This is a genomic window from Corynebacterium anserum (assembly GCF_014262665.1).
GTDB classification, from domain to species: domain Bacteria; phylum Actinomycetota; class Actinomycetes; order Mycobacteriales; family Mycobacteriaceae; genus Corynebacterium; species Corynebacterium anserum.
In genome coordinates, this window is sequence record NZ_CP046883.1 from 614,577 (window position 1) to 634,325 (window position 19,749).

16 protein-coding genes, 2 tRNA genes and 1 pseudogene are annotated in these 19,749 nt (G+C 54.5%); 14 read left to right on the top strand and 5 right to left on the bottom strand.

Features of this window, described 5'->3' with window-relative positions; all coding sequences use genetic code 11:
- Window positions 1–6: 6 nt before the first annotated feature.
- Complete coding sequence (locus GP473_RS02505; protein ID WP_185769250.1) at window positions 7–738, top strand: DUF8185 domain-containing protein; 732 nt, start codon at window positions 7–9, stop codon at window positions 736–738.
- 58 nt (window positions 739–796) lie between these two features.
- Here the strand turns inward: GP473_RS02505 and GP473_RS02510 are convergent, their stop codons facing one another.
- From GP473_RS02510 to pepN, 3 genes are all read right to left on the bottom strand, one after another.
- Window positions 797–1,570 (bottom strand): TSUP family transporter, encoded by a 774-nt coding sequence (locus GP473_RS02510; RefSeq protein ID WP_186277082.1) that lies wholly within the window; start codon window positions 1,568–1,570, stop codon window positions 797–799.
- Window positions 1,571–1,638: 68 nt separating this feature from the next.
- The gene (locus tag GP473_RS02515) at window positions 1,639–2,046 is read right to left on the bottom strand and encodes a globin (protein ID WP_185769252.1); all 408 of its coding nucleotides are present in this window, start codon (window positions 2,044–2,046) and stop codon (window positions 1,639–1,641) included.
- A 202-nt stretch (window positions 2,047–2,248) separates the two neighbouring features.
- Window positions 2,249–4,972: an aminopeptidase N gene (gene pepN, locus GP473_RS02520; RefSeq protein ID WP_186277083.1), complete on the bottom strand. Its 2,724-nt coding sequence runs from the start codon at window positions 4,970–4,972 to the stop codon at window positions 2,249–2,251.
- Between the two features lie 183 nt (window positions 4,973–5,155).
- Between pepN and GP473_RS02525 the strand changes: the two genes are divergently transcribed.
- Together GP473_RS02525 and GP473_RS02530 are read left to right on the top strand one after the other, a co-directional pair.
- Entirely contained in the window at window positions 5,156–5,803 is a 648-nt protein-coding gene (locus GP473_RS02525; protein ID WP_281381140.1) for a mycothiol-dependent nitroreductase Rv2466c family protein, read from the top strand.
- A gap of 74 nt (window positions 5,804–5,877) precedes the next feature.
- Window positions 5,878–6,354, top strand: a complete 477-nt coding sequence (locus tag GP473_RS02530) for a ribose-5-phosphate isomerase (RefSeq protein ID WP_185769255.1) — start codon at window positions 5,878–5,880, stop codon at window positions 6,352–6,354.
- 7 nt (window positions 6,355–6,361) lie between these two features.
- Here the strand turns inward: GP473_RS02530 and GP473_RS02535 are convergent, their stop codons facing one another.
- Together GP473_RS02535 and GP473_RS02540 are read right to left on the bottom strand one after the other, a co-directional pair.
- Complete coding sequence (locus GP473_RS02535; protein WP_185769256.1) at window positions 6,362–6,589, bottom strand: helix-turn-helix transcriptional regulator; 228 nt, start codon at window positions 6,587–6,589, stop codon at window positions 6,362–6,364.
- Window positions 6,590–6,913: 324 nt separating this feature from the next.
- Entirely contained in the window at window positions 6,914–7,804 is an 891-nt protein-coding gene (locus GP473_RS02540; protein WP_185769257.1) for a GDSL-type esterase/lipase family protein, read from the bottom strand.
- Window positions 7,805–8,483: 679 nt separating this feature from the next.
- On the opposite strand from GP473_RS02540, the gene GP473_RS02545 reads away from it, so the two are divergent.
- The 11 genes and pseudogenes from GP473_RS02545 to GP473_RS02595 all read left to right on the top strand — a co-directional run bounded on the left by GP473_RS02545 (window position 8,484) and on the right by GP473_RS02595 (window position 19,688).
- Window positions 8,484–10,241 (top strand): pyruvate dehydrogenase, encoded by a 1,758-nt coding sequence (locus tag GP473_RS02545; RefSeq protein ID WP_185769258.1) that lies wholly within the window; start codon window positions 8,484–8,486, stop codon window positions 10,239–10,241.
- 124 nt (window positions 10,242–10,365) lie between these two features.
- Window positions 10,366–10,437, top strand: a tRNA-Gly gene (locus GP473_RS02550).
- Between the two features lie 5 nt (window positions 10,438–10,442).
- Window positions 10,443–10,519: transfer RNA gene (locus GP473_RS02555), tRNA-Pro, on the top strand.
- Window positions 10,520–10,990: 471 nt separating this feature from the next.
- On the top strand, window positions 10,991–12,568 hold the full coding sequence (locus GP473_RS02560; protein WP_185769259.1) for a peptide ABC transporter substrate-binding protein: 1,578 nt from the start codon (window positions 10,991–10,993) through the stop codon (window positions 12,566–12,568).
- Between the two features lie 155 nt (window positions 12,569–12,723).
- The gene (locus GP473_RS02565) at window positions 12,724–13,650 is read left to right on the top strand and encodes an ABC transporter permease (RefSeq protein WP_186277084.1); all 927 of its coding nucleotides are present in this window, start codon (window positions 12,724–12,726) and stop codon (window positions 13,648–13,650) included.
- On the top strand, window positions 13,643–14,659 hold the full coding sequence (locus GP473_RS02570; protein WP_185769261.1) for an ABC transporter permease: 1,017 nt from the start codon (window positions 13,643–13,645) through the stop codon (window positions 14,657–14,659). The genes GP473_RS02565 and GP473_RS02570 overlap by 8 nt, the downstream gene beginning before the upstream one ends.
- Window positions 14,660–14,663: 4 nt before the next feature.
- Window positions 14,664–16,385: a dipeptide ABC transporter ATP-binding protein gene (locus GP473_RS02575; RefSeq protein ID WP_185769262.1), complete on the top strand. Its 1,722-nt coding sequence runs from the start codon at window positions 14,664–14,666 to the stop codon at window positions 16,383–16,385.
- A 289-nt stretch (window positions 16,386–16,674) separates the two neighbouring features.
- Window positions 16,675–18,195, top strand: coding sequence for a trigger factor (gene tig, locus GP473_RS02580; protein WP_185769263.1), 1,521 nt, complete (start codon window positions 16,675–16,677; stop codon window positions 18,193–18,195).
- Between the two features lie 261 nt (window positions 18,196–18,456).
- Window positions 18,457–19,176, top strand: a pseudogene (locus tag GP473_RS09450) (VG15 protein); the annotation flags it as partial.
- Entirely contained in the window at window positions 19,163–19,426 is a 264-nt protein-coding gene (locus tag GP473_RS02590; protein ID WP_185769264.1) for a hypothetical protein, read from the top strand. The pseudogene GP473_RS09450 and the gene GP473_RS02590, both read left to right, overlap by 14 nt.
- A 97-nt stretch (window positions 19,427–19,523) precedes the next feature.
- A complete protein-coding gene (locus tag GP473_RS02595) occupies window positions 19,524–19,688 on the top strand; it encodes a hypothetical protein (protein ID WP_185769265.1) in 165 nt (54 codons plus the stop codon).
- Window positions 19,689–19,749: the final 61 nt, after the last annotated feature.

Below are 19,749 nucleotides of genomic sequence, written 5' to 3' on the forward strand. Positions count from 1 at the left end.
GTGAGCATGAACGCTCGTCTTAGCTTTTCCGTCCTCTCTGATTCAGGTTCTGTCCGGCGCTCTGTATCAGCGATGCGCCGGGCGTCGTCGGTTCTGGATCGCGTACTAAAGATGGACGCTGGAGCTATGGTTCGCGTGCGTTCCGCAGGAAAGGGAGTCTCCGACCTTTTTATTTCGACGCCACTAGGCTGCATCATCGCCCAGCGTGTACCGGGTACACCTGTAACCGACTCAGAGGACGGCGGCGATGCCGGTGCTGAAGGCATCGTTGTTTTGGCAGACAACCTGCCGAGACTCTTTCACCAATATGAACCGGAAGATGGTTGTCTCGACCTAGGCCCGATGATCAATGTGATGTGGACAGGTGCATTGCCACCGAGTCATGGTTACGTGTTCATTGATACTGTGCCAGGGGAGAAGCTGCGTGATGTGTATCGAAAGATGGCACGAGAGAATAGAGAAGCTGGTGCGCCGGGAGGTATTGCCCGGTCATTGCTGGAACAGGAGATCCTTGTTGTTAAGACAGAGGATGGCGCGAAAAGTGCGTCGATAACAGGGCGCACCATCGCGGCGATGGGAGGTGCGGGGATCATTGCCAAGCCTGGTAATCAAGAAATGGCGGATTTCGACTATGCACGCGTATCCATAAGCGCATCCTGGATCCGAATTGATGCGCTGTTCGGCACGGTCTTTTTCCCACGGCCTGGAGGATTAGCGCGAGTCCCCCAACCCACCTAGGCTTTGAGCCCTCGTTCCCCAACCTACCTAAGCTTTGAGCCCTCGTTCCCCAAACTGCCTAGGTTAGGAGATCGTAGGAGAGCTTTCCCACCATCGTCAAGACGACAATGAGTAGCATCACGCGCACAAAACCAGTGCCTTTGTTGATCACCATTCGGGCTCCAATCTGGGCACCAATGATGTTTGAGAAAGCCAGTGCGAGACCAAGAGTCCACCACACGTGACCGAAGCTGGCGAACACCAGGAGACCTCCGAAGTTGGTGGACGCATTGATCACTTTTGTCATGGCGGAAGAATGGATGAAGCTGTGGGAGAGTAGCGCCGTGAGCACCATAATGAGGAAAGTGCCCGTTCCGGGTCCGAAGAAGCCGTCATAGAAACCGATTCCGGCAATCATCAGGAGAGCGATGCTGCCTGTCATCGGACTCACCGGAGTATTTGTCCCGGCACCGATCCCAAAGTTGGGGCGGATATAGACATAAATGGCCACCGCCAGAAGCAACGCGATGACTAGTGGGCGCATTACACCACTGCTGATAATCGTGGCGAGCAGGGCTCCGAATGCCGAACACACAAGCGCGATGGGGGAGGCGACCAAGAGTAGTTTCTTGTTTACTTTTACTTTGCGCAGCATGCTGATAGCTGCGGATGTGGTGCCACTGATTGATGTTAGCTTGTTGGTGCCTAGGGCGGTGGCTTCCGGGAGGCCAGGTGCTGAAATCAGCAGTAGGGGAATCATGATGAGACCGCCGCCGCCCACAATGGCGTCGATAAACCCTGCGAACGCACTGCCACCGAGTAATAACGCGATCGTTTGCGGTGCTAAATGCATGGTGTAGAAGCTAGTCAATGCGTGGTGTAGACGTTAGTAAACATAGTGGGTGATCCCTCGAGGCTGTGCTAATTCAATGGCGAGCCTGTGCCATGGGTGGGGGTATTGAGCAGCATATGAGCCACTCGCTCCATGTGGTCCCACATTGCTGCTCGGTGTTCATCGGGCAACTGTTCGCGGGGAATGGTTCTGAGGGCGTTGGCCATGAGTTCGAGCCAACGGTCGCGAGCCGCTTCGTCGACGCGGAACCGCGCGTGACGCATACGTAGGCGGGGGTGTCCGCGTTTTTCATTGAATTCTTGCGGGCCACCCCAGTATTGAGCGAGGAACCAGCGTAGTCGATCCTCTGCCCCCTCCATGTCCTCGGCGGGATACATGGGTCCCAGGATGTCGTCGGTGCGCACTTGCTTGTAGAACTCGTGGACTATGGCCCGAAAAGTGTCGTCGCCACCCACGGCGTCGTAGAAATTGCTCACGTGATGTGTCGCCTCCTTGGGCTAGGGAGTTGAGGGTGTGTAAACAACTGCATGAGAAATACGCAGTGAGAGGTGGATACGCAGTCATTTATTCGCAGAGGGTACGTAGTCCTAGCTACCAACTCGTGAATTCGTAGCTGGCGATACGTATTTTCTGCCGCTACAGACCAGCGTACCTGCAACGAGGCGCTGGTCTGTGGTATTAGCCGCGGTCGCAGGCTCGAGCTGCTTTGGCCCGGGCGACGTGGTCTCGGCCTTCCTTCAAAACGCGACGCAGCCCCGCCGGAGTGTCAGCAGACTCGATAAGTTCAGCGATCGTGGAATCGGTGGACTCGGAGTGATCCCATACAGGGTAGATCGCCTCCAGTGTGCGTAGCGCCATCTCAGAGGATAGGGATTCCCACATGTTTGGCGCGGTGTCTGCGTAGCGAGCACCGTAGTCTTCCAGCAAGCCTCCGTGACCCACGTGAGTGAAACCAGCAGTGGCATGGCGGAGGTAGAGATTGGACAACTCTGGGCCTCGCTTGGTGAAGTCATCCCAGAGTCGGGCTTTTGTTTCCGCGTCGGGGCGTGCTGCGCGGGCTTGAATGGCCATCATTTCGCCGGTAGAGGAGGAGTCTCTTTCCTGTTCGGCGGTGATTCGTGCCTCGACTTGTTCGTTGGATTCGCCTGTGATGCGGGCAGCGCCGGTGAGGGCGATGATCAACGCCCAGCGCAAATCTTGGTCAATGTTCAAACCAGGGGCTATTTCTCCTGCGGATACCTCTTGGCTGGCACCTGCCGTAACAGTGTCTTGTTCGCCCAGGAGTACCCGCAGTACTTGGGCTGATTCGGCCGATTGCTGTGCCCTGGCATAGGCGCGAACAAAGGCTAACTGAGCTTGACCGGTGATGGAACCCAGACCGTGCAAAAGCGCAGTGCGTAGGTTTTCCCACCCTTCCGATTCCGCCCATGTGGGGTCGGCGTAGTTACTGACGGCCGAGTGAGCCTGCAGCAGCAGCTGCTCCAAGACTGCCAACTCTGTTTCTGAGGCAGCTCCGCGAGCGACGAGAGCAACGAAGTCGCGGGCGCGCATCTGTGCATTCCGTGTCATCTGCCATGCTGCTGACCAGATGAGGCTGCGGGGCATGGGGTCGCTGATCTTGTCGATGTTCTCGGTAGCCGTAGCAAGCGACTTGTTGTCCAGCGCGATGAATGCGTAGGTGAGGTCATCATCGTTAACCAGAACTAGATCTCCTGCAGGTACTCCGGCGAGTTCCTTGACTTCCGTGCGCTCACCGGCGATGTCTAGTTCTGCACGCGCCGTTCGTTCCACAGTACCGGAGTCGCTGACGCTATAGACTCCCACGGCGAGTCGATGCGTGCGGGTTTCCTCGGAACCAGGTTGTGCGCCAGATTGGGTGATGGCGACGTGAGAGTACGCCCCATTGGCGTCGATGTCGAAGTCGGGTGCCAGGGTGTTAATACCCGTAGTTTTGAGCCACTGGTCGGCCCAGTCGGACAAATCCCTCCCGGAGGCTTGTTCCAGTGCGTCGAGTAAGTCGTTGAACGTGGCATTGCTCCAAGCGTGGGCGGCGAAGTGAGCGCGGATTCCGGCAAAGAACTGTTCAAGGCCCACGTACGCGGCGAGTTGTTTGAGGAGGCTTGCGCCCTTGGCGTAAGTGATGCCGTCGAAGTTAGCTTCGACTGTGACGATGTCTGATGCATCGCTGAATACGGGGTGGGTCGAGGAGAGCTGGTCTTGGCCATACGCCCAGGCTTTCTCCTTGTTAGCGAACGTGACCCAGGCTGTCTTGTACTTCGTGGCGCCGGCCTGACTCATCGCCGCTGACCATGTTGCAAAGGACTCGTTGAGCCATAGGTCATCCCACCATTTCATGGTGACCAAGTCGCCGAACCACATGTGAGCGAGTTCATGCAGGATAGTGTCTGCACGGCGTTCGTACTGGTAATGGCTGGCTGCGGAGCGGAAAATGTATTCGTCCCGGATTGTGACGCAGCCAGCGTTTTCCATGGCGCCCATGTTGTATTCAGGGCAGAAGATTTGATCGTATTTGTAGAATGGATAGCCAATACCGAAATGCTTCGCGTAGTAGTCGAAGCCTTGTTTGGTGACCTCAAATAGTTCGTCAGCATCCAGATATTCCGCAAGGGACTTGCGACAATACAGTGCGAGAGGGACTGTCATCTCTCCGGAAGTGATTAGCTGTCCTCGTGTGAGAGCTGCGGCCGTGGTCGCTGCTGTGGTCTCCGGATGCTCGGTCACGGTGCCTGTCCATTCGTCGCGCACCTCGTACCAGGGGCCGACGCAGAAAGCCACCAGGTAGGTGGAGAGCTGATAGTCCACCGTCGAGGTGTGCACCGTCTGCCCTTCGGAATCGACGCCACGTTGCTCTGACACAGTGTTATTAGTGATGACACTCCATTCCGCGGGAGTGGTGAGCTTCACGTTATACGTTGCTTTGATATCCGGTTGGTCAAAGCACGCGAAAACACGCTTGGCATCAGCGGTCTCGAACTGGGTGTAAATATACACCTCGTTATCCGCTTTATCGAGGAAACGGTGGAGCCCTTGGCCAGTGGTGGAATATGCTGCCTCCGCCACAACGCAAAGTTCATGGTCTCCCTCGGCGAGGTTCTTGAGCTGGATGCCTTGCGTTTCGTCGTATTCCCCGTTGCCTGTGGTGGGGATAGCCTCATCTGTTATATCCACGCCGTCCAGCTGTACGCTGGCGATCTGTGGAGCGCGTAGGTCTATGAAGGTTGAACCCACTTGTGAGGTGAAGCGGACAGTAGTGCGAGAACCGAAGGTCTTGTGGACCATGTCTGCGCCAGCCGTGAGATCGAGGGCAATGTCGTAATGAACCTTGCTGATGAGATCAGCGCGTTGGGCAGCCTCGGTACGAGTCAAATTGGTTGATGTCATGGTCACCACCCTAGTCACTCGCTGAGACACGTCTGCATAGACATATCTGCATCGGTTTGAATCCCGTCCGTACCGATGTGTCCTCATCGTCTCGAATCCGGTCTGCATCAACGTGATCACTATGTGCGTAAAGGTTCGGGGCTCGTCTGCACTGATGTGGGAGCGTTGACTAGGGTGGTGGCCATGAGTGATCAACAGAATGCCACCATGTATTTCGATGTCACATGCCCATTTGCCTGGGTGACGAGCCGCTGGCTACTCGAAGTGGAGAAGGTCAGAGATGTGGAAATTCAGTGGGCGCCCATGAGCCTTGCGGTTCTCAATGAGGACCGTGAAGGGCTGGATCCCGCATACGCCCGGCAGGCCGCTAATTCAAAGGCTCCTGCGTTGGTAGCGGCAGCCATCTACACCGAATACCCGGAAAAGACGGGGGATTTTTATACGGCTATGGGAGAGAAGATCCATAACATTGGGGGTGTGGATAAACAGGATCCTGAATGCTACGACCAGCTGATCAAGAATTCCTTGGCTGAGATTGGGTTACCGGCGGAGTTCTTCGACGCTGCTCACAAGGCTGATGACGCAGAGGGCTCTTATGGCGAGCAGCTGCGGGCAAGCCACGCGAAGGCACTCGAATTGGTGGGCGATGATGTCGGCACTCCGGTGGTGCGGCTGGGCGACCGCGCCTTTTTTGGTCCGGTGTTAACTCGTATTCCGCGTGGCGAGGAGGCTGGCAAACTATTTGATGCCTCTGTTACCTTGGGCAGCTATCCGCATTTCTTCGAGCTGAAGCGCTCACGCACGGAGGATCCGCGGGCAGAGTTTGCTTAACTGCCGTGGACTGGAAGGGGATTTGTGGTTTCTCAATCATGACGAGTCACGGTCTTTAGGTAGGATCTGCAGATATGCGTATTTACTTGGGTGCCGACCATGCCGGCTTTGAAATGAAGAATCTCATCAAGGACCACCTGAGCCAAAAGGGTATTGAGGTCGTTGATTGTGGTGCACACACTTATGATGCGGATGATGACTACCCAGCTTTTTGTATCGAAGCCGCGCGTCGTGTTGTCGAGGATGAGGGTTCCTTGGGCATCGTGCTCGGAGGATCCGGCAATGGTGAGCAAATTGCCGCTAATAAGGTCAAGGGAGCTCGTTGCGCTTTGGCTTGGTCGGTAGAGACCGCGCAGCTGGCTCGCGAACACAACAATGCGCAGCTGATCGGCCTAGGTGGCCGGATGCATTCGAAGGAAGAAGCGCTGGCTATCGTTGACGCTTTTGTGGCTCAGCCCTGGAGTCAGGCAGAGCGCCATCAACGGCGTATCGACATCCTGGCTGAGTACGAACGCACAGGTATCGCTCCGGAACTACCGGAACAGAAATAGGGCTCTTTTAGTCTTCTGCCGAGGAATTGTTCTTGGCGAGACGTTGCCGCTGCCATTCACGGACTTCGTCAGAGTTCCACAACGTTAAACCGTTGTATTTGGTTACGGGTCGTGGAGCTCGTCCACGACCCGCATAGCTGGTGAACGTGCCGCGAGCTGTACCGGAGAATTCAGCGCATTGGGTCGCAGTCCACAGTTCAACACCGCTGTCGCGATCGATAATCACTGGTTTCATGGCTAAGAATTCTACTTCTTCAGGTGTGGGCAGGTCTAAGACTTTGGGAAGAACTTAATGCCAAATTCAAATAATATCCACCTGATACACTCGCTTATCTGCGCGCTCAACAGACCCTTATCAACGCACCCAACAGACGCACCATCGATGTGCTCTTGTCGCGGTTCCTAGTGTGGGTCGTGGAGTTTCTTCTCATCATGGAACTCTATCTTCTCCATCTTCTGCGCTTCGGGTTTCAACGCAACAAAGATTTGTCAGCGCAAAAATAGGGAGGGGAGCCAGTACTGTACTGACTCTCCTCCCTCTTATAGAAGAGGTAGAGGCTTAGCGCAGGCCACGTGCGATGATGTGACCGGTAGCTTTAGCACCCGCAACGGTTGGGTGGTTGGTCATTGGACCCATGTTTGGATCAACGAAGCCTGCAACCCAGCGATCTGGGCCTTCTGGGGCGCAGGTGCCGTGGCCGATGGATTGCTGGTAGACGTCAATGAACTGGAAGTTATTGGCGGCAGCGGTGTTACGCAGGTTGTCGCGGAAGGCTTCCTGAATGCGGGTAGCGCCAGGAGCTGGAATTGGGTTGGTGACGTTTCCTGGGAGGTTGACCAGGCACAGCTGGTCGTTGGTTGCATACTCGGAGTAGGAAGTCATGAAGATGCGTGCGTTTGGAGCAACTTCACGGATGCGGTCGCCGACCACGCGCATCGTATCGTTGAATGCATGGAAGTCGACCTTCAGTTCAGGAGCCATGGTCTGACCGGTCTGAACCCACTGAATAGCATCCATGCCGCCGTACATCATGACAACATCCTTGGTGCCTGGACCCAGGTCACCCTGAGCGATTGCGGCCTCCACATAAGCCATCAGCTGAAGAGCTGGCAGGCCACCGGTGCCGTTGCAGGACCAGTCGCCCAGGGACACGTTGAGATCCTTGGCAGCGGTCTTTGGCCAGTTTTCCATGTCGGTAGCGCAGTTGGCGGTCAGTGCATTGTGACCAGGCTGCAATCCACGTGGACCGCCCTTGCCTGCGTTAGCAGTGAAGGAGTCACCGAAAGTAACCAGTTCCTTGTTGCCACCGCCTTGGCTAGGGAAGGTGATTGGCCCGAAACCTGGGATCTCAAATTGCTGGGCAGCTGCAACACCAGCACCGGTTCCGAGACTCAGTGCCGCAACTGCTGCGATTGCAGCGGTGCGAACCTTGGCAGAAAACTTAGCCATCTTGAAACGTCCTTATTTGTTTAGAGGCGAATCGCGTTGCGATTGCGTGTCTAGTGAAGTCCCGAAGTACGCGTTTTGCCCTTCGAAACAAGTGCTTAGACATCATAACGAAACGGTCTCAAGCGCACAACATTTACTAGCAGTTTTGTGGCGAGAGACCTTCGAGGTCTCAGCATGGTCTTGCGTGCCGGTGAGCACATAAGAACATTTGCGACGCAGTGTTCCTTGCTCCTCGTTACGTCGTCGACAACAGACAATAGAAACACAATCGCGGTTATAGACTCAATAGTCACAGTATTTTTATGGAGGGTAAGACGTTGCGTCGATTGTGCGTAGACGCGGGGCGTATTTTTAGGAAATAGACAGTTGAGAAGCAGAAAGCTAGGGGGATCGTGTGCACATCATGCCTGGCTGGAGGTGATACCCCCAAGCGGGGCGTAAACCCGGTGAATCATCTGGGATGCGCACACCGTAGCCTTACTGAAACTCCCACGCAACGGCTTATCGGGAATGTCGCTACAACATTTCGCTTATGAGCTCGCATGGGACTGTTCAAGAGGCAAGCACATGGTTGCTTGTGTGAGTGCTTTCGTGATCGCTCAGCGGGGTGATACCCAATGGAGCGTACGCTGGAAAGTCACGCCACGAGTCCACAAGTTAAGTAAGGATGTGACTACACATGGCAACCAGCTACGCACAACAACTCATCACAACGCTGGAAAACAACGGGGTTCGCAGGATTTATGGAGTGGTGGGGGACAGCCTGAATCCCATCGTGGACGCAGTAAAGCACAGCTCTATCGAATGGATTCATGTGCGTAACGAGGAAGCTGGCGCATTTGCAGCTGGAGCGGAATCCCTGATGATGGACAGCTTGGCCGTGTGTGCTGGAAGTTGTGGACCAGGCAACCTGCACCTTCTCCAGGGCCTTTATGATTCCCATCGCAACGGAGCCAAAGTGCTGGCCATTGCCAGCCATATTCCAAGCCAGTACATCGGATCGCGTTATTTCCAGGAGACTCATCCGGAAAAACTTTTCGCGGAATGCTCTGGTTACTGCGAGATGGTTAATTCTACTGAGCAGGGTGCAACGATTCTTCACCACGCTATTCAGTCGACAATGGCGGGCAATGGTGTGTCTGTGCTCGTTATTCCTGGTGACCTTGCATCTCAGGATGCGCACGACTCTCCGCAGTTGCGTTCCGCTATCTCCGTGGAGCGGCCAACTGTTGTACCTAGCCCTATTGAGGTTCGGCAATTGGCTCGGAAAATTAACGACGCCAATAAGGTGGTTCTCTTCGGGGGTGCGGGCTGCAGGTACGCCCGTGAGGAGGTGCTGGCACTGGCGGATAAGATCAATGCGCCGCTGGGGCACGCATATGGCGGTAAGGAATACCTCCACTATGACAATCCGTTTGACGTGGGAATGTCGGGTCTGTTGGGCTATGGCGCGTGCAACGATGCTTTCGAAGAGGCGGACTTGCTCATTCTTCTGGGAACGGATTTTCCCTACTCGGAGTTCCTGCCGAAGCCTACAGAGACGGCCCAGGTGGATATCAACGGAGCGAACATTGGCAGGCGCACTCATGTGAGCGTTCCTGTCCATGGTGATGTAGCCGCCACGATTAATGCTCTGATGCCGCTGATTGAGAAGAAGACGGATCGTCGTTTCCTCGACGCAATGTTGAGGAAGCATGAGAAGGCTCTTTCTCACGTCATTGAGGCTTACACTGGTGCGCACGGGAAGAAGAAGCCCATACACCCCGAGTTTCTGACAGACGTTGTGGACGGTCTAGCGGATCGGGATGCTGTGTTCACTGCTGATACAGGCATGTGTAACGTTTGGCATGCGCGGTATATCAACCCCAATGGGCAGCGGAAGATGATCGCCAGCTTCCGACACGGAACGATGGCGAATGCCTTTCCTCAGGCGATTGGAGCACAATTTGCGGATCGAGGGCGTCAAGTCATCGCCCTGTGTGGCGACGGAGGTATGGGCATGCTTCTGGGGGAGTTGCTCACTGCGAAATTGCATGACCTGCCTTTGAAAGCGATTGTGTACAACAACTCATCGCTGGGCATGGTGAAACTGGAGATGCTGGTCGCGGGATTGCCGGATTTCGGGACCGACCACGAGGAGGTGAACTACGCAGCAATCGCCAAGGCAGTAGGAATTGTCTCTTACAGGATCGAAGACCCAGAGGATATTGAGTCCACGCTCAGGGAAGCGCTGGCGCATCCTGGACCGGTGCTGGTCGATGTGGTGACTGATCCTAACGCTCTGAGTATTCCGCCGGAGATTTCCTTAGAACAAGTCGGCGGTTTTACGAAGGCTGCGGCGGCAACGGTTTTGGAAGGAGGGGTGGGGAAAATGATCGAGATGGCGCGTGCCAATTTGCGTAATTTACCTGCGCCTTCATCGTTTAAAGGGCTCTGATTATGCGACGATTATGTGCCCGTGAATTCATTCGGTATAGTGTCTTCTCGTGGAAATCACACGGGCGCAAGCCTTGGGATAACGGTGGTTGTCTCTGGGGGTAGCCGTGATTAGTGATGGACATGGGAACGTCGTATAGTGGCTAATACCTCAGCCTTCCAAGCTGAAGACGCGGGTTCGATTCCCGTCGTTCCCTCTCGTCGGGATGTGGCGCAGTTTGGTAGCGCATCCGCTTTGGGAGCGGAGGGTCGCAGGTTCAAATCCTGTCATCCCGACCAAATATTCTCGCTTAAGCCTCCACCGGAGATTTTCGGTGGAGGCTTAAGCTTTCTCTTGTTGGTGGGGGTGACTTAGGTTCTGCCTGGCTGGGGCTGCCTAGTTACCTTTGGCCGGTGCTTGTGGAGTGTTCAGTTGTGCAACCACTACTGTGTTCCATGTCACATTCTGGCTGTTTTTATAGTCAAACGGTTCGGAGGAGCTTAAAGGGGGCTGTCACTTTTGAGGGTAGGCAGTGAGTGCATCGAAAAATTTCACACAGCTGAAATATGGAGTGGTGATTAACTCAAAGACTATGCTGACCTCCCCTGATGTCCGTCGGAGTGTGGATTGGCCAACGGGGGTTACCCGATGAGCTGGGTAAATGTTATGAAACCGATTGAATAATTCTTTCAAGAAGAGCAATTTCTCTTGTTAGTCTCAGCTTTAGCAATTGTTCATTGCATTCACTGACTTTCTGGAGGTAGGGCCACATGACCCTCAAGAAAACTGCGGTAACCGTATCCGCAATCGCTCTGGCGCTGGGACTTGCTGCTTGCGGAGGTGATTCCGGCAATGGTGGGGGGGCTGGTCTCATCACTGCGTGGGGCTTAGAGCCACAAAACCCGCTGATCCCTGCGAATACCAATGAAACGGGCGGCGGTAGAATCCTCGACCTTATTTACTCTGGTCTGGTGTCCTATGACACCAAGGGTGAAGTGCACAACGAGATGGCGAAAAACATCGAGCAGACTAGTGATACCAAATATAAGGTGACCCTGAAGGATGACATTACTTTCCAGGATGGCTCCCCGGTTACCTCCGCTAACTTTGTGGATGCATGGAATTACGCAGTAAAGAACGAGTTGCTTGCTTCCTCCTTCTTCGAACCAATCAAGGGCTACAAGGAGGGCGTCGACTCGCTCGAAGGCCTGAAGATTCTGGACGACAAGAACTTCACTATTGAGTTGGATCACCCAGAGTCAGACTTTACCCAGCGTCTGGGGTATTCAGCGTTCTTCCCGCTGCACAAGTCTGCTTACGATGACATCGACGCGTATGGGGATAAGCCAATCGGCAACGGCCCTTACAAGTTGGAATCGTGGAATCACAACCAGGATGCCACCCTGGTTCCTAATGACGAATACGACGGCGAGCGTGAGGTCAAAAATGACGGAGTGAAGTTCGTCTTCTACAGCTCATCAGATGCCGCTTACGCAGACCTACTGTCTGGCAACCTTGACATTTTAGATCAGGTTCCTGACTCTGCGTTTACGAAGTATGAAGATGAACTGGGTGGCCGTTCTGTTAACCAGCCATCCGCTGTATTTCAGTCATTCACCATTCCAGAAAAGGCAAAGCACTTCGAGGGCGAAGAAGGCAAGCTTCGCCGTGAAGCTCTCTCCATGGCAGTCGACCGTGACGAAATCACAAAGACGATCTTCCAAGGCACCCGTACTCCAGCTACTGACTTCACGGCTCCAGTAATTCCGGGTCACTCCGACAGTCTAAAGGGAGCTGATGTCCTGAAGTACAATTCAGAAAAGGCTAAGGAGCTGTGGAAGAAGGCTGATGATATCTCCGAGTTCTCTGGAGAATTTACCATCGCCTACAATGCCGACGGTGGTCACCAGGCATGGGTTGACGCTACTGCCAACGGCATTAAGAACACCCTCGGCATTGAAGCGGTAGGCAAGCCATATCCAGACTTCAAGTCACTGCGTGATGACATCACCAATCGGAAGCTGAACGGCGCATTCCGTACCGGATGGCAGGCCGACTATCCATCGCTGGGCAACTTCTTGGTTCCGCTATACACCACTAACGCCAGCTCAAATGATGGTGATTACAGCAACCCAGAGTTCGACAAGTTGATGAAGGAAGCTGCTAGTGCGTCCGATATCAATAAGGCGAAGTCCAAGTACAACGAGGCACAGGAAGTTCTGCTCAAGGATCTCCCTGCAATTCCTCTGTGGTACTCCAACGTGACCGGTGGCTGGTCCGAGAACGTGGATAACGTTGTATTCACCTGGAATTCCCTCCCTGCCTACAACGAGATCACCAAGAAGTAATCCCGCTTCGTGGTAACTGTTTAGCGATTGTGGCTGTCACCTAGTGAAACCGCCTCACCGTCCCCAGAGCATCGTCTCGGGGCACGGTGGGGCGTCTTGTGCGTTCATGACGCAGCCTCAGTGAATTACCTAACCCTCTAGAGGAGAAACTTTTTATGTTGCGCTATGTTGGGCGCCGATTGCTCCAAATGATCCCCGTGTTCTTTGGTGCCACGCTGCTCCTATACGCACTCGTCTTTCTTATGCCCGGTGACCCGGTGGCAGCCCTTGGTGGCGACCGTGGCTTGAGCGAGGGTGCTCGCCAGCGAATCAGCGCGGAATACAACCTAGATAAGCCATTCTTTATACAGTATTTGCTATATCTCAAAGGTATTGCGCAGCTGGATTTTGGAACCACTTTCTCCGGTCAACCAGTGTCTCATGTGATGGCACACGCATTCCCGGTCACCATCAAGCTAGCTATCATGGCGCTGATTTTTGAGACCGTTTTTGGCATTTTGTTCGGCTTCATCGCCGGCGTTCGTCGAGGCGGAATTTTCGATTCGACAGTGCTATTCCTGTCTCTGACAGTCATCGCCGTGCCATCGTTCGTGATTGGTTTTGTGCTCCAGTTCGTTGTCGGGGTGAAATGGGGACTGTTACCGGTGACAGTGGGATCGAAAGACACGTTCAAGGCCTTGCTGATGCCTGCGATAGTTTTGGGCGGTCTATCTTTCGCTTACGTGCTACGCCTCACCCGGCAATCGGTCAGCGAAAATCTTCGCGCTGACTATGTGCGTACTGCACGAGCCAAAGGTCTCTCAAATGGGCAGGTGATGAGCCGCCACGTTCTCCGTAACTCTTTGATTCCAGTGGCCACGTTCGTTGGTGCGGACCTCGGTGCTCTCATGGGCGGAGCTATCGTCACCGAAGGTATTTTCGGTATTAATGGCGTCGGTGGTCAGATTTATCAGGCCATCCTGAAGGGGGAACCAACCACCGTAGTGTCATTCACTACAGTATTGGTGATCGTCTACATTATCGCCAACCTGCTCGTTGACCTCATCTATGCCGTTCTTGACCCAAGGATCCGCTATGCCTGATATCAACCGAAACATTCCTGTATCTGATGCCACGGACCCACACCCTGCCCAAGATACGGTGATTAATGCTGAGCTGCGTCGCGGCCAGGAATACTACATCGCGGAAACCGATGAGACAGGCCTGGGTGCTGTGGACGCCGTTGCTGATGAATCTGCCCCTACCTCTCAATGGGGCGAGGCCTGGCAGTATCTTCGTAAGCGCCCGATGTTTTGGATCGCCGCAATTTTGATCGTGTTGGCTATTGCCCTGGCTGCCGTTCCGGGACTGTTCACCAGTGTGGATCCCCGGGCCTGCACCCTTGCTAATTCGCTGCACGGGCCGGCCTCCGGTCACCCACTAGGCTTTGACCGTCAAGGCTGTGACATTTTGGCGCGGACGATTTACGGTGCGCGAGCATCCGTTCTCGTGGGAGTTTTCTCCACGCTTGTCGTCGTCATTATTGGAACGATATTTGGAGCGCTTGCCGGTTTCTTCGGAGGCTTCGTCGATACGCTCCTATCCCGTCTCACCGATATCTTCTTCGCTGTTCCGCTGGTGCTGGCAGCCATCGTGGTGATGCAGATGTTCAAGGAACACCGCACCATCTGGACTGTCGTTCTCGTTCTCGCTGTCTTCGGTTGGACCAACATCGCGCGCATTACCCGCGGTGCAGTGATGAGCGTGAAGAATGAGGAATTCGTGACTGCGGCAAAGGCCGTAGGAGCCTCCAAGTTCCAGATTTTGACTAAGCACATCCTGCCGAATGCCGCAGCGCCGATCATCGTGTACGCCACCGTCTCCCTGGGTACCTTCATCGTCGCGGAGGCAACCTTGTCCTTCCTGGGCATTGGCTTGCCATCGAGCGTGGTGTCATGGGGCGGAGATATTTCAGCTGCCCAAGCATCCCTGCGAACCCAGCCAATGGTGCTGTTCTACCCAGCCATCGCACTGGGTCTTACTGTATTGTCCTTCATCCTGATGGGTGACGTGGTACGCGACGCACTCGACCCAAAGGCACGGAAGAAGTAATCCTATGACTAAGCCCGGCGACAAGAACACACAAAGTTTTAACGATAAACCACTGCTGGACATGAGAGATGTGAAGATCTCCTTCACGTCCTCCACCGGTGTGGTCGAAGCAGTCCGTGGAGTGAACCTGACCATCTACCCCGGTCAGTCCGTGGCCATCGTAGGTGAGTCTGGCTCAGGTAAATCCACCACCGCGATGGCGATCCTAGGGTTACTCCCCGGCACGGGTAAAGTCACCGGAGGTTCCATCGAGTTCGAAGGCAAAGAAATTACCAATCTCAGCCCTAAACAGTGGCAAGAGCTGCGGGGTTCAGAGATCGGCCTCGTGCCTCAAGACCCAATGTCTAACCTCAATCCCGTGTGGCGCATTGGTACGCAGATCGGTGAGTCTCTCAAAGCAAATCACGTAGTTGAGAACAACAAGGTAGAGGAGCGCGTTTCTGAGCTCCTTGAGGAAGCCGGTTTGCCAGATGCGAAGCGTCGAGCAAAGCAATATCCTCACGAATTTTCCGGAGGAATGCGCCAGCGTGCTCTCATCGCGATGGGCTTGGCCGCTCGCCCGAAGCTGCTGATCGCAGATGAACCGACATCCGCCTTGGACGTGACCGTCCAAAAACGGATTCTCGATCACCTGGAGAGTCTCACGAGGGATCTGGGAACCGCCGTGCTGTTCATTACCCATGATCTGGGACTTGCGGCGGAGCGCGCCCAACACCTCGTCGTGATGCATCGTGGCCGAGTGGTGGAGTCTGGCCCCTCATTGCAGATCCTGCGAAATCCGCAGCATCCCTATACTCAGCGTCTGGTGAAGGCAGCGCCATCTCTGACCTCTGCTCGCATTCAATCTGCGAAGGCTGCGGGCTTGGAGACTGAAGAGATGAAGCAGCAGACTAACGAGGATGCTGGTGAAGTCATCCGCGTAGAAAACCTCGTAAAGGAATTCGACGTTCGAGGTGCGCGGGGTGGCGAAAAAATTCTGCGTGCGGTGGATAACGTGACCTTTGGCGTGCGGAAGGGCTCGACAACCGCACTGGTGGGAGAGTCTGGTTCTGGCAAATCGACCGTGGCCAACATGGTGCTGAACCTGCTGGATCCAACGAGCGGCAAGGTGCTGTACAAGGGGCAGAATATTTCCCATCTGAAGGGCAAGGAGCAGTTCCATATGCGTCGTAAGATGCAGGTCGTCTTCCAGAACCCTTATGGCTCCTTGGATCCGATGTATTCCATTTACCGGTGTATTGAGGAGCCTTTAGCCCTGCACAAAGTGGGTAATCGTAAACAACGTGAAAAGCGCGTGGCTGAACTGCTGGATATGGTGTCTATGCCTCGATCAGCGATGCGCCGTTATCCGAACGAACTATCGGGAGGCCAGCGGCAACGTATTGCTATTGCGCGCGCCCTAGCGCTTAACCCTGAGGTGCTGGTGTTGGATGAAGCGGTATCCGCGCTGGACGTCCTAGTGCAGGACCAGATCTTGCGCCTGATTACTGACCTACAGCATGAACTTGACCTGACCTACTTGTTTATTACCCATGATCTGGCGGTTGTTCGCCAATGCGCCGATGACATTGTGGTGATGAAGAAGGGTGCTGTGGTGGAGCAAGGCCCTGCTGATGCTATCTTTGCCCATCCGCGTGAGGACTACACGCGTGATCTTATTGACTCCGTTCCTGGTCTCAACATTGAGTTGGGAGTGGGCGAGGAGCTCGGACTGGATGTGAAATAGCTAACTCAACGCGAAGAGGCTGCGGTCACGGAGGAAAACACGAAGGAAAATGGGTGTGTTCACTCGGACGTTCGGTATCTGAGCGTTCAGAGGTACACGCTCGCTGAGCGTGGCTCCGTGATCCCCTCGGGGGATCGTGACTGCCTGCCTGTAGTATGCGCCATACTGTGTTTTATCGACCCCAACAGACATCGACTCCAGCGACCCTATAAAATCGATGGACGACCAAGAAAAAGGCGTGGCCACACCTGGCTCGCCTGACCCCAATAAACAACAGGAGTGTGCATTCGTGAAGAGCTCTGTAGAGAAGCTGAGCGCCACCCGCACCAAGATCACCATCGAGGTTCCTTTCGAGGAGCTCAAGCCGGAGTTCGACAAGGCGTATGCCTCCCTGGCTAACCAGGTCAATATGCCGGGCTTCCGTAAGGGTAAGGTGCCTGCGAAGGTGCTTGAGGCTCGTTTGGGTCGCGGTGTAGTACTGGATCAGGTAATCAACGAGATGTTGCCATCTCGCTACAGCCAGGCAGTCGAAGAGAATGACCTTAAGGTTCTGGGCCAGCCGGAGATTGACATCGCTGAGCTGAAGGACAACGAATTCATTAAGTTCACCGCTGAAGTTGATGTGCGCCCGGACATCGAAGTTCCTGATTTCTCCACGATCTCTGTTGAGGTCGCGCCTCTTAAGGCCGACGATGAGGCTGTCGACGCAGAGCTGAAGAACCTGCAGGCTCGTTTTGGCACCTTGAAGGCTGTGGATCGCAAGGTGAAGAAGGGTGACTTCGTCTCCATTGACCTATCCGCAACGATTGACGGTGAAACTGTTGATGAGGCAACAACCGAGGGACTGTCCCACGAGGTTGGTAACGATTCCCTCATTGAGGGTCTTGATGACGCGTTGATCGGCATGAAGGAGGGTGAGGAGAACACCTTCACCTCCACACTCGTCGCCGGTGAGCACGCTAACGAAGAAGCAGAGGTCACCGTCAAGCTTGGTTCCGTGAAGGAACGTGAGCTACCCGAGCTGGACGATGATTTTGCACAGCTGGCTTCCGAGTTCGATACGTTGGACGAACTGCGTGACTCTTTGAAGGGGCAGGTAGAGGAACAACTGAAGAACACCCAGGCAGGGGAGATTCGGGACAAGGTATTGGCCGCTGCTCTAGAGCAGACTGAGGTGCCTCTACCCGAAGCAGTGGTGCAGGACCAGGTGGATGGTCAGATCAAACAGATCATCGGCCAGTTCGGCGGCGACGAAAAGACCTTCGAAGCAATGCTCGCTGCACAGGACATTACGCGTGAGAAGTTCGAGGCAGACTCTCGCGAGGCTGCTGAGGATTCTGTGCGCACCCAACTCTTCCTCGACGCAGTGGCAGATGCTGAACAGCCTGAGGTATCGCAAGAAGAGTTGATGGATCACATCAGCTTCACGTCCGCCCAGTATGGCATGGATCCTAATCAGTTCATCATGCAGCTCCAGCAAGCTGGCCAATTGCCGAGCCTGTTCGCTGATGTGCGTCGTGGAAAAGCTTTGGCAATCAACATTGCTAAGACCTCCGTGAAGGATACCGACGGCAATAGCATTGACCCGAAGCAGTTCTTTGGCGTCGAGGACTCTGAGGACAAGGCTGAGGACGTTGAGAGCGAGAAGGTCGAAAAGGACGAGAAGAATGCGGGTGCTAAGAAGGCTCCTGCAAAGAAGTCCACCAAGAAGGCTGCGAAGAAGGCTCCCGCAAAGAAAGCAACTAAGAAGGCCACTAAGAAGGCCGCCAAGAAGACTGCAAAGAAGTCCACCAAGAAGGATTCTGAGTAAGCAGCAAGGCGGCAAGCAGTTAAGGCGCAAGGGTCTGGTTTCGATAAGACATCGGAACCAGACCCTTGATCTGTGTGGGGTGTGGGCAGCCGAAGAAGAAGGAACTTTCCTTGTTACGCCTGCAGTTCCTAGGCATGTGACAATCTGTAGAACTTGTGGTGATTTAGTTCTCTTAACGCTGTGAAATGACACAGCGGTCAGGAGACGCAGGGGATTAGGAGGGGCGTTGCGCGAGTTTAGCTCGACCATGGTGCGTGTGATTTTTGTTTGATGTTGGCGTCTCGTGGGGCTGTGTATGCGTCGCGTGAGCATGTGTTGCGTGTGGGTGCTGGTGGGTTGCGTAAGGGGACGAAGCGTGAGTTGGGGGTGGCGTTTCATGATCATTGTCGGTGTTTGGCGATTGAGGTCAGGCGTGATGGGTCTGATTTGCCGAGGATTAATCGGGATTTGGAGCGGTTGTGGTCGGAGTCGGGGAGTAGGACGCAGGCGGATTTCAAGAAAGCTCTTGGCGCTCGCAGGCTTAATGGTGCTCCTACTTGGCCGGCGCTGAAGCGTGTGAAGGTGCCTGCTTACCGCAGTGATGGGATGTCGAAGGCTTTCCCTGGGGAGCCGTTGCCGAAGGACTTAAACCGGGCGGTGGCGCATGTTCTTTATGGATGGCGTGACCGTCCGCGTAAGGGAGAAGGATGGGTTCCACACTCTGAGGATTCAAGGATGGGACACACGTGGGATTCGAAGCGTGAGAGTGTATCTCGGTTTCCGAGAAGTTGGTCGGATCAAAAGATCACGGATGCGGTTGTCGAGACTCTCGAGAATCCCTCGTTTCGACTGTCTAAAGGTACTCTCCGAAATGTATGGAAGGAAGTGGATGACCTGACAGTGATCGCCGATTACGTGGTGCTTCCAAATAGTAGAGTTAGTTTTGTAACGGCGCATCCCGCAGGCGGAATAGCAAAGGAGGCAAAACGTGTTGAAGACTGATCGTGATGTTTATCGTGTTTTGGACAGCATGCTTCCTCCGAATATATCTCGCGAGGTTCCTCTAATGTTTGTGGACGCAGGTGAAGCGGAGTGCGGTGTCAGCAATCTCTTGTGCGAAGCGTGGGAGATGGGATGCTTGACCGACGAGATTAAGGCTTTTATCCGTTTTGAATATGAGTATGGCGATCCTATTGACACGTTGGATGGTCTCGAGGAGTTGGATCGTCAAAAGAAAAACAGCGCCGCTTAGTTGGTAGGTAGCCGGGTTCGAGTCCCACACGCGGAGGTCAGTGATGGAAGCGAGAAAGCCGTCCAGTCTGGATAGGTTCTCTGATGATCTAACCCCTATGGATAGACAAGGGCCGCCGAATTGTCTGCCTATCCTGCTGGAGGAGTTAGATGTAATTGGTGAGCCGTTGAGCGTGAAGAAGAGGGCTGTTGCGGAATGGCTCAAGGAGAATGAGCCGATCGGATTGCTTCCTTCACAGCTGAAACGTTCTGGGCTTTTATAACTGGTCTGCTTGTGCAGCTATAGCGTCTACAACCGTCACCTTGTGGTGGCGGTTTTTGCGT